The 13,964-nt window shown below is 55.1% G+C and carries 12 protein-coding genes and 2 tRNA genes; 7 read left to right on the top strand and 7 right to left on the bottom strand.

Annotation, left to right across the window (positions count from 1 at the left end):
* Nucleotides 1-18 precede the first annotated feature (18 nt).
* From IT893_RS12760 to IT893_RS12745, 4 genes are all read right to left on the bottom strand, one after another.
* Nucleotides 19-92, bottom strand: a tRNA-Gln gene (locus IT893_RS12760).
* A gap of 103 nt (nucleotides 93-195) precedes the next feature.
* Complete coding sequence (locus IT893_RS12755; RefSeq protein WP_197145382.1) at nucleotides 196-762, bottom strand: hypothetical protein; 567 nt, start codon at nucleotides 760-762, stop codon at nucleotides 196-198.
* A gap of 2 nt (nucleotides 763-764) precedes the next feature.
* A complete protein-coding gene (locus IT893_RS20305; protein ID WP_040824898.1) occupies nucleotides 765-1,016 on the bottom strand; it encodes a GIY-YIG nuclease family protein in 252 nt (83 codons plus the stop codon).
* A gap of 111 nt (nucleotides 1,017-1,127) precedes the next feature.
* Nucleotides 1,128-1,201: transfer RNA gene (locus IT893_RS12745), tRNA-Gln, on the bottom strand.
* Between the two features lie 245 nt (nucleotides 1,202-1,446).
* Between IT893_RS12745 and IT893_RS12740 the strand changes: the two genes are divergently transcribed.
* The 5 genes from IT893_RS12740 to IT893_RS12720 all read left to right on the top strand — a co-directional run bounded on the left by IT893_RS12740 (nucleotide 1,447) and on the right by IT893_RS12720 (nucleotide 7,418).
* Nucleotides 1,447-2,637 (top strand): Ppx/GppA phosphatase family protein, encoded by a 1,191-nt coding sequence (locus tag IT893_RS12740; protein WP_232308479.1) that lies wholly within the window; start codon nucleotides 1,447-1,449, stop codon nucleotides 2,635-2,637.
* Between the two features lie 60 nt (nucleotides 2,638-2,697).
* Nucleotides 2,698-3,504, top strand: a complete 807-nt coding sequence (locus IT893_RS12735) for an RlmE family RNA methyltransferase (protein ID WP_082923611.1) — start codon at nucleotides 2,698-2,700, stop codon at nucleotides 3,502-3,504.
* Nucleotides 3,505-3,692: 188 nt separating this feature from the next.
* Nucleotides 3,693-4,217 (top strand): PAS domain-containing protein, encoded by a 525-nt coding sequence (locus IT893_RS12730; protein WP_040824713.1) that lies wholly within the window; start codon nucleotides 3,693-3,695, stop codon nucleotides 4,215-4,217.
* A 197-nt stretch (nucleotides 4,218-4,414) separates the two neighbouring features.
* Nucleotides 4,415-5,881, top strand: a complete 1,467-nt coding sequence (gene guaB / locus IT893_RS12725; protein WP_197145381.1) for an IMP dehydrogenase — start codon at nucleotides 4,415-4,417, stop codon at nucleotides 5,879-5,881.
* A gap of 199 nt (nucleotides 5,882-6,080) precedes the next feature.
* Nucleotides 6,081-7,418, top strand: coding sequence for an RsmB/NOP family class I SAM-dependent RNA methyltransferase (locus tag IT893_RS12720; protein WP_197145380.1), 1,338 nt, complete (start codon nucleotides 6,081-6,083; stop codon nucleotides 7,416-7,418).
* A gap of 131 nt (nucleotides 7,419-7,549) precedes the next feature.
* Here IT893_RS12720 and IT893_RS12715 read toward each other — a convergent pair whose 3' ends face one another.
* Entirely contained in the window at nucleotides 7,550-7,843 is a 294-nt protein-coding gene (locus IT893_RS12715) for a hypothetical protein (RefSeq protein ID WP_008892166.1), read from the bottom strand.
* Nucleotides 7,844-8,133: 290 nt separating this feature from the next.
* Between IT893_RS12715 and guaA the strand changes: the two genes are divergently transcribed.
* Nucleotides 8,134-9,687 carry a glutamine-hydrolyzing GMP synthase gene (gene guaA, locus IT893_RS12710; protein ID WP_197145379.1) on the top strand — a complete coding sequence of 518 codons (1,554 nt, stop codon included), beginning with the start codon at nucleotides 8,134-8,136 and terminating at the stop codon, nucleotides 9,685-9,687.
* A gap of 227 nt (nucleotides 9,688-9,914) precedes the next feature.
* Here guaA and IT893_RS12705 read toward each other — a convergent pair whose 3' ends face one another.
* Both IT893_RS12705 and IT893_RS12700 read right to left on the bottom strand, forming a co-directional pair.
* On the bottom strand, nucleotides 9,915-10,673 hold the full coding sequence (locus tag IT893_RS12705) for an SDR family NAD(P)-dependent oxidoreductase (RefSeq protein WP_197145378.1): 759 nt from the start codon (nucleotides 10,671-10,673) through the stop codon (nucleotides 9,915-9,917).
* Nucleotides 10,674-10,805: 132 nt separating this feature from the next.
* Nucleotides 10,806-11,222, bottom strand: a complete 417-nt coding sequence (locus IT893_RS12700; protein WP_197145377.1) for an MAPEG family protein — start codon at nucleotides 11,220-11,222, stop codon at nucleotides 10,806-10,808.
* Between the two features lie 282 nt (nucleotides 11,223-11,504).
* Between IT893_RS12700 and IT893_RS12695 the strand changes: the two genes are divergently transcribed.
* A complete protein-coding gene (locus IT893_RS12695) occupies nucleotides 11,505-13,958 on the top strand; it encodes an FAD-dependent oxidoreductase (RefSeq protein WP_197145376.1) in 2,454 nt (817 codons plus the stop codon).
* Nucleotides 13,959-13,964 lie beyond the last annotated feature (6 nt).

Raw genomic sequence — 13,964 nt, 5'->3', positions numbered from 1 at the left:
GGAAGGGTTGGGGCAAAGTGGCTGGGGAACCTGGATTCGAACCAGGACTGACGGAGTCAGAGTCCGTAGGTCTACCGTTAACCTATTCCCCAACAGAACTTTGTTTCGCGCGTACTAGACGTGGCGGAGCCGTTTGGTAATGGATCAGGATACGCTTGTCAAGCTGTACTGGGCAGCTTCAGATTTTTGCCAGCATTAGCAGTTTTGTTTGGCAAATTTAAGCTTCTGTATCAGATCAAGTACATCACCAGAACACCCAGGATGACTAAAGTCTAAAGGACCAACTCCGATATTTCTGCCCACTGCATCACAATATTTCTGCAGACATTCAAAGAAATTAACGACGTCTTCTGGCTGATGTAGCCCGAGGCTTTCTGCGGCTAAAACACTTTCCATGTCCAAATGAGACACAAGCCGATTACGTGCGGTTTGTACAAGAGATCTGTATCTCAGAATTTCATCGGAATACTCTTTGATCTCGTTTGTGAATAAATGATGTTGCTCCAGTTTTTGATTGAGATAAGGCAAGGTAACATTGCTTCTTTTTCCTGCAGTTGCAGGGTCCGTTATTTTGCAAACTTGGAGAAAAATATACTCAATCAGAATGTGATTAAGGTCGTTGAAAAACAAGGGCGCAGTATCATGTAATAGCTGAGCTGTGTGTTGGTCGCTTTCAAACATTTGTTCGAATGTAAAATGGCATTGTTTCAGCCAGATACATTCAACTCGGAATGCTTTAAACTCTGTCGGCAACTGGTCCATTCCTAAAAGTGCCTTTTGCAGAACGCTCTACCAGAGCCTGTTTTGAGGTATTTCTCGAAAGCAAATGCCTTGTTCGCGTCTTCGAATCCAAAGGTGTTTATGATCTTCCATGGACCAAAGTTTGCTGTATGCTTGGAGCCTGAGCTGTTTGGTTCGTTGTTATGGCGATACAAACGCTTTGCGACATCTCGCGTGCAGCCGATATAGTAGCGTTCGGGAAACTTTAAACTCTGAAGAATATAGACATATTGCATGTCCGCCATTGACCGCCTCCGCTTAGCTTCGGCGTGTCAGCCTTCGCCGCTTATGAATGTGGGGCGACTACTTGGCATGCCAAGCCGTAGCCTACTTTAGTAGGCGAAGGCTGGCTGGGGAACCTGGATTCGAACCAGGACTGACGGAGTCAGAGTCCGTAGGTCTACCGTTAACCTATTCCCCAACAAAACTTGGTCCACCGTGCGCGACGTGCGGCGCGGTGTGGGCCGCTATGTATAAAACCCGCCCGGTTTTGGCAACCCCTTTTTTGTTTCCATCTGGTCAACCATGCGATTACCGCATACGGGATTTGCCTTGCCGGGGATTGTCGTTACACTCATATAGTTGATTCGCGAGATCGTCACATAAATATCATGATGATCCGCAATATAGAAATTATGCGCGTAACAGAAGGCAGGTTTTCGAACGGTGAAGCACCAATCCCCCCATAGCAACTCGCACAGGGGCAGCAGCCCGGCAGGCGGCGCTGCAATGGGCGGGCATGCCGTGCTTGATGGCCCCGATAAACCGGGCATGCCGCAACCGGGAACCGCCGTTCAGGTCCCCGACGGTGGCGCGAAATCATCGCGCATCGTTGATTGCATTACAGCCCCGCTTTATGCCGCGATTGATTTGGGCAGTTCAAACTGCCGGCTTCTGGTCGCGCGCCCGTGCAATGATGGCTTCAAGGTGATTGATGCCTTTTCACGTGTCGTGCGCCTCGGCGAAGGCGTGCGTGAAAAGGGCTATCTGTGTGAGGCGGCGATGGACCGGGCGATTGATGCGCTTCGGGTCTGTGCCAAAAAACTGCGCCGTCATCCGGGGGCAAAGCTTCGTGCCGTTGCGACCGAGGCCTGCCGCACTGCCAACAATCGTGATGAATTCGTTCGTCGCGTTTTCGATGAAACCGGTATCTCGCTTGATATCATCAATCCGGATGAGGAAAGCCGTCTGGCGCTTCAGGCCTGCTCGGCCCTTCTGGATGAACGTCCCTATGCGGTGGTGTTTGATATCGGTGGTGGCAGTACGGAGATCTGCTGGATCAAGGTCGACAAGACCGGCAAGACCCAGTGCATTGAAACCCTGTCCATGCCGTGCGGTGTTCTGTGCCTGACCGAACGTTATGCCACGGTCGAGGAACGCCGCGAACGGTTTGAAGCCATGCGCACCGAAATCCGCCAGCGTCTTGAAGAATTTGCCAAGCGCAATTGCTGCTCGGACATGCTCGATGATGACAAGGTCCAGATGGTTGGCACATCGGGCACCGTCACCACATTCTGTGGCATTGCACTTGGTCTTGAACGGTATGAACGTCACAAGGTCGATGGGTCTGATCTGCGGTTTGATGACGCAGAACGCGTGACCGAGCTTTTGCTGCGCATGGGATCGGACAAACGCAAGGGTCATCCGTGCATTGGCAATCAGCGCGCCGAACTGATGGATGCCGGGGCGGCGATCTTTGCCGCGATTCGTGATATCTGGCCTTTGGCGACGCTTAAGGTCGCCGACCGTGGGCTTCGCGAAGGTATTCTGGTCGATTTGATGCGCGCAGATGGCCACGCTATTGACCCATGCGACGCACGCCGTCATACAGTGTCGCATATTCCGGCTTCCTCCTGATCGGTTGACATCCATGTCCCGGCAGGTCTGGCCAAAACAGAATTCAGTTCAGGATAAATCATGAGCGACAATCGCAGCGGAAAAGGCGGGCAGCGCCGCCGCAAGGGTTCGGCCATTGCAGCCATCGACACCGGCGCACGCCGTGGCCTGCGTACGCGTGTAAAAAGTGCCAAGGGGCGCAAGATTTCGTCGACCCGCTGGCTTGATCGCCAACTTAATGACCCGTATGTGCAGGAAGCCAAGCGTCTTGGCTATCGTTCGCGTGCGGCCTTCAAGCTGATTGAAATCAACAACCAGTTTGATCTGCTGCAACCGGGCATGCGCATCGTTGACCTTGGTGCGGCCCCTGGCGGCTGGACGCAGGTGGCGGTGGATATGGTCGGCTCCAAACATGGCAAGGGTCAGGTTGTCGGCCTTGATATCCTTGAATGGGAAGGCATTTCGGGTGCGACCTGTTTGCAGGCCGATTTCCTTGATCCTAAGGCGCCGGATATGATCAAGCACGAATTGCAGGGCGCGGTTGATGCCGTAATTTCCGATATGTCACCGGAAACCACCGGTCACCGTCAGACCGACCACATTCGTATTATTGATCTGGTCGAACATGCCTTGCTGTTTGCCGAGGAAGTTCTGGCACCGGGCGGCATTTTCATTGCCAAGGTGTTCAAGGGCGGTACCGAGAACGAGCTTCTTGACCGTGTCAAAAAGAACTTCCGCGTGACCAAGCACGCCAAACCGCCAGCATCCCGCCCCGAAAGTCCCGAGGCCTATCTGATCGCAACCGGCTTCCGCGGCCAGAACAACGCCGAGGACGACATCAGGAATGCCGAAATCCGCGAAGACGACAACTGGTCACCGATCGAATAGGCATCAATAAATTAATCCAATATCCACAATGGGATAGACTGGAATAGTTATAATTCTTCAGGCATTGTTGCGTTACATCAAACCCTGATCGCGCCCAAGGCGTTAATGATCAAGGTGGCAAGAAGTTAGTCTTGCATTCCGGGTGGAACGGGCCATGTGGGGTGGCCATTGCTTGTGGGGTTTATCTGATGAAACAGGACAATCTTAGCCTGACAGGGGTGGAACGTCATTTTGACGAGCATGAGATCATCGTCTCAAAGACCGATCTCAAGGGCAGGATTACATATGCCAATGACACGTTCCTGCGTGTCGCCGGATACCGTGAACGCGATATCCTTGGTCAGCCACACAGCATCATCCGCCATCCTGATATGCCAAGGTCGGTCTTTGCCCTTCTGTGGCAAACCATTGAGGCCGGGCGCGAGATTTTCGCCTATGTGATCAATCGCAGTGCCAATGGCGACCATTACTGGGTCTTGGCCAATGTCACGCCGAGCTTCGGTCCGGATGGCAAGATCATCGGATATCATTCCAACCGCCGCGTGCCGCGTCGTGATGCGGTCGAAAAGGTCATCCCGCTTTATAAGGCGCTGTGTGAAGAAGAGGCCAAGGAAGCCAACCGCAAGGAAGGCATGGCGCGCGGGATCAAGATGGTCACTGACCTGTTGAATGACGCTGGTATGGATTACGACCAGTTTGTCTTTAGCCTTTAGGTCTGCGTTTCCAAGGCTTGCATTTGCGGAAATGAAAAAGGGGCTCGCCTGACGGCAGCCCCATCGACCAGTTTCTAACGGAATGCGCAAAATAAAGCATCAATAAAATCACAGGGCTGTTATGGGCGCACAAAACTTGGCATTTGGGGCATAACGTGTATAAATTCCGCGCCAACTCAGATTAACGAGGTGGCCAGATGACCCGCATTGCCGAAGCCCTGACGTTTGACGACGTATTGATCAAACCCGCAGCATCAGAAGTGCTGCCTGCTCAGGTGCAGACCAACACCCGCATTACCAAGAATATTGAACTCAGAATCCCGCTGCTTTCCTCGGCAATGGATACCGTTACCGAAAGCGCAATGGCGATTGTCATGGCACAGCATGGCGGCATGGGGGTCATTCACAAGAACCTCGATATCGCACAGCAGGCCGAAGAAGTTCGCCGCGTGAAAAAGTTCGAATCGGGTATGGTCGTCAACCCGATCACCATTCATCCTGATCAAACGCTTGCCGATGCGCTCGACCTGATGGATGCCAACCACATTTCCGGCATCCCGGTTGTCGAACGTGGTTCGAACAAGCTGGTCGGCATTCTGACCAACCGCGATGTCCGTTTCGCATCCAACCGCGCACAGCCGGTTTCCGAACTGATGACCCACGAAGGTCTGGTCACGGTCACCGAGAATGTCGATACCACCGAAGCCAAGAAACTCCTTCACCAGCACCGCATCGAAAAGCTGCTTGTTGTGGATGAAGCCTATCGTTGCACAGGCCTGATCACGGTCAAGGACATCGAAAAAGCCAAACTCCACCCGAACGCCTGCAAGGATGAAAGCGGTCGCCTGCGCGTTGCCGCGGCAACTGGCGTGGGCGAGGCTGGCTTTGAACGCGCCGCAGCCCTGATTGAGGCAGGTGTGGACGTTTTGGTCATTGATACCGCACACGGCCATTCGGCCGGCGTGATCAAGGCGGTCGAACAAATCAAGGCCCAGGTTGGCGACACCCAGATCATTGCCGGTAACGTCGCCACCGCAGACGCCGTCAAGGCGCTGGCAGAGGCCGGTGCAGATGCGGTCAAGGTCGGTATCGGCCCAGGCTCGATCTGTACGACCCGTATCGTTGCCGGTGTTGGCGTGCCGCAGCTGACTGCTGTTCTTGAATGTGGTGAAATGGCGCACAAGCTTGATATTCCGATCATCGCTGATGGCGGTATCAAGTTTTCTGGCGACATTGCCAAGGCGATGGCAGCCGGTGCAAGCACCTGCATGGTTGGATCGCTTCTGGCCGGTACTGACGAAGCCCCTGGCGAAGTCATCCTGTATCAGGGCCGTTCATACAAATCCTACCGTGGTATGGGTTCGGTCGGTGCGATGGCACGTGGCTCGGCCGACCGTTATTTCCAGCAGGATGTTCAGGACAACCTCAAACTGGTTCCCGAAGGCATCGAAGGCCGCGTTCCTTACAAAGGCCCGGCAGGTCAGATCATCCATCAGCTGGTTGGTGGTCTTAAGGCATCCATGGGCTATACCGGTTCGGCAACGCTTGCGGACTTCCGCGAACGTGCGGAATTTGTTCGCATTACCAATGCGGGCCTGCGCGAAAGCCATGCGCACGACGTGACCATCACCCGCGAAGCACCGAACTATCGTCCGGGCGGCTGATGGACTTGCGCCTGCTGATTGGCTGACCAGCCTTGCGTTTGACGCTGTTGGCGAATGGTCCTTGCCATGATATGAGGCGCATTCAAATTTCGATGACGGCAGGCCTTCCTGCCGTCATCAGCTTTTTTATCGTAAGGTGTTGGCGCGCTTCCCATATGCGAAGCAGTCTTTCACCCGCAAACAGGTTGGATTTTACGCTTTGAAACCCGGTGCCCGCATAGCAGCCGTTATCGAACTTTACGATGGCTGGACCCATAACCGAGATGACGCCGACCGCGTTGTGTCAGGCTATTTCGGATCACGCCGGTATATCGGCGGCGGGGATCGTCGTGAAATCAGCGAACGTTTCTATAACCTGATCCGTCATCAGGCTCGTCTGGGTTGGTGGCTGGCGGAATGTGATTATCAGTTCCAGGACGGTCGTGCGCGCATGATCGCCGATCTGGTGTTGCATGACGGTTTGACCACCAGCGAGATCGAAGACCGTTTCTGTGGTGAACAATTCTGCCCCGACATTTTGCGTCCCAATGAAAAGCATCTGATCAACAAGCTTTCGGGCACAACACTTGATCATGATGCGCAGCCCGGTGCGGTAAAGGCCGAATTGCCGAAATGGCTTTATACCGAACTGATGAAGCTGCATCACGAAAACCTTGCCGCCGAAATGGCGGCGTATAACCAGCCGGCCAAACTTGATCTGCGCGTGAACCGCCTGCGCGGTAGTGTTGAAGATGCGATCAAGTCGCTGAAGGCTGATGGCATCAAGGATATCGAACGCACGCCCTATGCCCCCAATGGCCTTCGTTTGCCGCTTGGTTTGAACATGCTGGTTACGGCGGCCTATAAAGACGGCCTGATCGAAATCCAGGACGAAGCATCGCAGATTTGCGTGCATCTGGTCGATGCCAAGCCGGGCATGACGATTTTGGATATGTGTGCGGGCGGTGGCGGCAAGACGCTTGGCCTTGCGGCGGACATGCGCGGCAAGGGCCGTATTCTTGCCTGTGACACCCATGGCGGTCGTCTCGACAATGCGCGCAAACGTGCACGCCGTGCCGGGGCAGGCGATTGCATCCAGCAACGCATCATCGCCGATGAACGTGACAGCTGGCTTCGTAACAAGTCGGGCTTTTTTGACCGGGTGTTGCTTGATGTGCCGTGCTCGGGCCTTGGGACGCTTCGTCGTAACCCGGCACTGCGCTGGCGGATTGGGCAGCGTGACTTGCGCGGCCTGATGGCGGAACAAAGCAAAATCCTTAAGGCCGGTGCCGCCAAGGTGACCAAGGGCGGGCGCCTGATTTATGCGACCTGTTCGATCATGCCCGAGGAAAACGAACGTCTGATCGAAACCTTCATGCGTGATCGCAAGGATTTCAAACCGGTGCCGGTCAATGAAATCTGGCCGGATGCGCCAAAATCAGTGCCTGTACCGGGCGGTAAGGACAAGCCGTGGCTGCGTTTGTCGCCGAATGTGCATGGAACGGATGGTTTCTTTGTTGCGGTGTTCGAGCGCACTGCAAAAGGCAAGGTAAAGTAATGACATTGGCGGTAATGGCATATGGAAACCAGTCCCAGCCTCACACCGCCCTTGTTCTGCCTGCAAATCAAAAGGCCCTGCGAGTGATGCTCGCAGGGCCGATTTTGTTTAACCGTCAACGCGTTTGCGCGTTACTCGGTGGTCTGTACCGGCTCGTCAAAGATGGTGCCGGTGCCAGTTGCGCTACCGTCGCTTCCTTTGGACGCGTCGCCGTTCTCAAGGTTTTTCATGCCCGGAACGATTTCTTCGGCGCTATCAGGGATCAGGTCTTTGCCGTTTTGCGCAGGTGCGGTTTCCTCGGTGCCAATGATCGGCAGGCTGGTGCCGCCGTCTTTCTGGGTCATGGCGATTGCGGTTGCCGTGCCGGCAATCAGAATAAGGCCTGCGACGGCCATGGCGATTTTGCTACCGGTGGAAGTGCTCATGATGATGTGTCCCTTGCGTTGATCAATCGTTTGATGCTCGTGCTTGGACGCGGTGTTTCCCGCGTTCCGTTAGCTCAGATACTGCGCGCCCATTGCGCGGAAAAAAGGGACCAATTGTGGGGTTTTCGGGGTGCTCTGCGCGTAAATCCGCCGCAATTGCACCGCGACACTCGTAACAACAAGACAAGTTTTTTGAATGCATCGTTGGGGGACCATCTGCGCCGGGTTGCCCATCACGATGGTTTGGCGTATGTACGGCGCAACCCAATCTTCGACGGAGATACGGCCCGATGACTGATCGCGTGCTGATTATTGATTTCGGATCCCAGGTCACCCAGCTGATCGCACGTCGCGTGCGCGAAAGCGGTGTCTATAGCGAGATCCATCCTTTTAACAACATCTCGGACGTGTTCCTGGATGAATATGCCCCCAAGGCCGTGATCCTTTCGGGTGGCCCGGCGTCTGTGCATTGGGACAAGGCCCCTTCGGCACCGGCAAAGGTGTTTGAGCTCGGCGTGCCGGTTCTGGGCATTTGCTATGGTCAGCAGACCATGGTCAATCAATTGGGCGGCAAGGTTGCGACCTCTGATCATCGTGAATTCGGTCGTGCCTTTGTCGATGTGATCGAGGATTGCGATCTTTTCAAAGGTGTCTGGGCCGAAGGTGCCCGCGAACAGGTCTGGATGAGCCACGGCGATCGCGTTGATGCGCTGCCTGATGGTTTCCGCGTTGTTGGTAAATCCGAAGGCGCACCGTTTGCCGCCATCGCCAATGACGACAAAAAATTCTATGCCGTGCAGTTCCACCCGGAAGTGGTCCACACCCCGCATGGTGCCCAGCTTCTCAAGAACTTCACCCATGGTGTTGCCGGGTGCTCTGGCGACTGGACCATGAATGCCTATAAAGACGATGCGATCGACAAGATCCGCAAACAGGTCGGCGATGGCAAGGTCATCTGTGGTCTTTCGGGTGGTGTTGACAGTTCCGTCACCGCGGTTCTGATCCACGAAGCGATTGGCGATCAGCTGACCTGCGTGTTCGTTGATCATGGCTTCATGCGTTCGGGCGAGGCCGATCAGGTCGTCACCCTGTTCCGCGATCACTACAACATCCCGCTTGTGCATGTTGATGCGTCTGACACCTTTATTGGTGCCATCGAAGGCGAAACCGACCCGGAAGTAAAACGCAAAACCATTGGCCGTCTGTTCATCGAAGTGTTTGAAGAAGAAGCCAAGAAAATCGGTGGTGCAGACTTCCTGGCACAGGGAACGCTTTATCCCGACGTGATCGAAAGTGTGTCCTTCACCGGTGGTCCTTCGGTCACCATCAAGTCACACCACAACGTTGGTGGCCTTCCGGAACGCATGAACATGAAGCTGGTCGAACCGCTTCGTGAGCTGTTCAAGGACGAAGTCCGCGACCTTGGCCGTGAACTGGGGCTGCCCGACAGCTTTGTTGGCCGTCACCCGTTCCCTGGACCGGGCCTTGCCATCCGCATCCCGGGCCAGCCAATCACGCGCGAAAAGCTCGATGTGCTGCGCAAGGCTGATGCGATCTATCTCGAAGAAATCCGCAATGCCGGTCTTTATGACGCCATCTGGCAGGCTTTTGCCGTGCTGCTGCCGGTGCGTACCGTCGGCGTGATGGGCGATGGTCGTACCTACGACTATGCATGCGCCTTGCGTGCCGTGACCTCAACCGACGGCATGACCGCCGATTTCTTCCCGTTCCCGCCGGAACTGCTTGGCCGCATCGCCAACCGGATCATCAATGAAGTCAACGGCATTAACCGTGTGACCTATGACTTTACTTCGAAGCCACCGGGAACGATTGAGTGGGAATAGGTTTTCGGATACCGGAACCAACAAACGGCGCGTCCACTGGGCGCGCCGTTTTGCATTTGAGCTAGTTCGAGCCCGGCCCCTCCGACCCGCAATCGCCTGAGGAGTTACACGCATTTGACAAAGCCTGCTGCACGCTGCGCTGCCAGTTAAATGTCAGGCATGACGACAGGGCCAATATGGCGGTCAATGCGATGATCAGGCGAAGCGGGCGCATGGGATCATTACCTTTACTCTCTGCGAAGGGCGGGTAGGCCAACGCCGGTTGTTTCGAACCCGCCATCGGCGGCAACGATCTGGCCGGTAACAAAGCTTGCCTTGTCGGAGCACAGGAAATGGATGACTTCGGCAATTTCGTTTTCTGTGCCATAGCGGCCCAGCGGCATCGCGTCGAGATAGGCCGAGATAATTTCTGGCGAATGCACGGCCATGGCGAGTTTGGTTTTGACCGGGCCGGGGCAGACGCAATTGGCGCGGATGCCATATTCCCCCAGTTCGGCGGCCTGTTGTTTGGTCATGTGAATGACCGCAGCTTTTGATGTGCCATAGGCGACACGAAGCGTTGATGCGCGAAGGCCGGAGATCGAGCCGATATTGACAATCGCGCCTCTGGTTTCCTTGAGTGCTGGTATGGTCGCCTGTGAGACAAGAAAGACACCATCAAGGTTGGTTTCCATGATGCGGCGCCAGGTCGCGAAGCTTGTTTCCTCGACCGGCAGGAAGTCGGCAACACCGGCATTGTTGACGACGGCATCGATCCGTCCAAAGGCCGAAAGCACAGCATTGACCATCTGATCAACCTGCGCGGCGTCCGAGACATCATATTCAAAGGCCGAGGCCACATCCGACACGGTTTTTGACGCAGAATCAAGTTCCGGTCCGTCGCGATCAATCATGGCGACTTTCCAGCCCTGATCGATAAATAGTTTGGTGGTAGCAAGTCCGATCCCGCGTGCGGCCCCGGTGACCAGTGCGACTTTCTGCGTCATGTAAAACGTCCTTTCCTGAACCATTCCCTGTTGCCGCTGCTTTGTGCGCGGCATTATTGGCGTTCATTAAGGCAAAACTCGCAGTGCCCGGCAAGCACACGATCAATCAAGGATGTAAATCATCGCTTAGACCTAGGCCAAAAACAGTTGGGACGCGTAAACCAGCATCGAAAACAGGCTGACGAAATAGGCGATCGAGCGGACGCCATTGATCCCCGGAACGCGCGTGATGCCCGCAAGATAAAGCCCGCCATGTGCAATGCGCGCCGCGAGAAAAATGGTCGCACAGGCAACGGTCACACTATTGGACACACCGATGACATGTGCAGTCAGTACGATAATCGCAAAGGGAACAAGGTTTTCCAGATGGTTCTGATGGGCGCGTACCCCGCGTGCGGCCATGCCGGTCCGTTCGGGCAGGGCGTCGCGGTTGCCCATGAGGCGTTTGTCCCCAACACCGGGCTGCTTGGCGTAGGCATAATTATAGGCCCATGGGAAAGCCAGGCAGAGCAGCGCGTTGAGAACCAGAATGGTTAATTCGTAAGTCATTGGGAAACCGGATGTCTGATGGGACTATATGATCTACGTTCTATGGACAGGCAATAGATCATTCATGGTGACCTTTAAGCCCTGAGTGGTAAACGATTTCGTGGTGCCAGATCGTATGATTTTATGGAGCCAAAGTACCTTTTGGCTCCATCTCCCCTTGTCGCCGTCAAGCTTGTTGTCTAGCGTCAGCACAACAATATGAGCATCCAGTTGTTGTAAGCAGGTATGCCACCATATCAGGAGACCGTCCCGGGAAGTTCAGTGCATTTCGAATAAGGGGCTATGGCGTTGGCAAACATTCAGGACAAGGCCCGTGTAGTCATTATCGGCGGTGGCGTGATTGGCTGTTCGGTCGCCTATCATCTGACCAAATTGGGCTGGAAAGATGTTGTCTTGCTCGAACGCAAGGAACTGACATCCGGCACGACATGGCATGCGGCGGGTCTGATTGCCCAGTTGCGCGCAACCGCCAACATGACCCGTCTTGCCAAGTACTCCCAGGAACTATACGGCACGCTTGAAGATGAAACCGGGGTCGCCACAGGTTTCAAGCGCGTTGGTGCCATCACCGTCGCCCTGACGGAGGATCGGAAGGAAGAATTGTTCCGCCAATCCGCGATGGCACGTGCCTTCGGGGTGGAGATCGAAGAAATCTCACCTGCCGAGATCGGGGAACGCTATCCGCATGTCAATCTGGATGGCGTGACAGCAGGCGTGTATTTGCCCAAGGATGGGCAGGGTGATCCGGGGAATATCGCGCTTTCGCTGGCGCGCGGTGCAACCAAACGTGGTGCGAAAATCCATAGCCGCACCAAAGTCACCGGTATGCGCAAACAGGGATCGCGTATTACAGCCGTTTCCTGGCAATCCGAGGATGGTGATCAAGGCGAAATTGCCTGCGATATGGTGGTCAACTGTGCGGGCATGTGGGCGCGCGATGTTGGCAAGATGGCCGGTGTGAATGTGCCGTTACATGCTTGTGAGCATTATTATATCGTCACCGATAGTGTGCCACAGCTGGGTGATTTGCCGGTTCTGCGCGTGCCTGATGAGTGCGCCTATTACAAGGAAGATGCCGGTAAGATCCTATTGGGAATGTTCGAGCCCAAGGCCAAGCCATGGGGCATGGAGGGCATTCCCGACAGCTTCGAGTTTGATGAGCTGCCACCCGATTTCGAGCATTTCGAACCGATCCTTGAAATGGCGATCAATCGCCTGCCACTTTTGGGCCAAACCGGTATTCATACCTTTTTCAATGGCCCGGAAAGCTTTACGCCCGATGACGCCTATCACCTTGGTCTGGCGCCTGGTATGGATAATGTTTGGGTCGCGGCCGGGTTCAATTCCATCGGTATTCAATCGGCCGGTGGGGCCGGGATGGCGTTGGCGCAATGGATGGAAGACGGCGAAAAGCCGTTCGATCTTGGCGATGTCGATATCGCACGCATGCAGCCATTTCAGGGCAACAAGACCTATCTGACGGAACGTGTTTCAGAAACATTGGGCTTGCTGTATGCCGATCATTATCCGTTCCGGCAAAAAGCAACATCACGCGGCATTCGTCGCTCGCCCCTGCATGAACATCTGGCGAGGAACGGCGCCGTGTTCGGTGAGCTCGCAGGCTGGGAGCGTGCAAACTGGTTCGCCAATGACGGTCAGAAACCGGAATATGAATATAGCTGGAAACGCCCCAACTGGTTTGACAATGCCAAGGCAGAGCATCTGGCAATCCGAACCGGTGTGGGCCTTTATGACATGTCGTCCTTTGGCAAAATCCGGGTTGAAGGCCCGGATGCGACGGCCTTCCTGAACCATGTCAGCGGTGGGGAGATGGACGTGCCGGTTGGCAAGATCGTCTATACCCAGTTCCTCAATGCGCGGGGCGGGATCGAGGCGGACGTAACCATTACACGCCTTTCGGAGCTTGCTTATCTGGTGGTGACACCGGCGGCAACGCGGCTGGCCGATGAGACATGGATGCGTCGCCATGTTGACGATCATATGGTTGTCATCACTGATGTCACGGCGGGTGAGGCGGTTCTGGCCGTTATGGGGCCGAAGTCGCGTGATCTGTTGGCTTCCGTATCGCCCAACGATTTCTCAAACGCGGCCAATCCGTTTGGCACGGCACAGGAAATCGAAATCGGCATGGGGATCGCGCGTGCCCATCGTGTTTCCTATGTCGGGGAACTGGGCTGGGAAATCTATGTCAGTACCGACATGGCTGCCCATGTGTTTGAAACGCTGCTAGCGGCTGGCGAAGGCCATGGCCTGAAATTATGTGGCTTGCATATGATGGATGGGTGCCGGATCGAAAAGGGCTTTCGTCACTTTGGTCATGACATCACCTGTGAGGATCATGTGCTTGAGGCCGGGCTTGGTTTTGCTGTTAAAACCGACAAGTCGGATTTCTTTGGCCGGGATGCCGTGCTTGCCAAGCGTGAAAGTGGTTTGACGCGTCGGATAGTGCAATTCCGCCTGAATGATCCGGAACCACTCTTGTTCCATAACGAACCGATCCTGCGCGATGGCAAGATCGTCGGTCATCTGACATCGGGGGCCTATGGCCATCATCTTGGTGCTGCTGTCGGGATGGGCTATATCGGATGCGCGGGTGAGACGTCCGGCGACATTCTGGCATCAAGTTACAGCATTGATGTCGCTGGAACAGTGGTTGGTGCTCAGGCGTCTCTACACCCGTTCTGCGACCCGTCCGGGGATCGGATGAAGTCGTAAAAGCGG

It is taken from the genome of Thalassospira sp. A40-3, from assembly GCF_015871485.1.
In the GTDB taxonomy this organism is placed as follows: Bacteria; Pseudomonadota; Alphaproteobacteria; order Rhodospirillales; family Thalassospiraceae; genus Thalassospira; species Thalassospira tepidiphila.
This window is presented reverse-complemented; position numbering and strand designations above follow the sequence as displayed.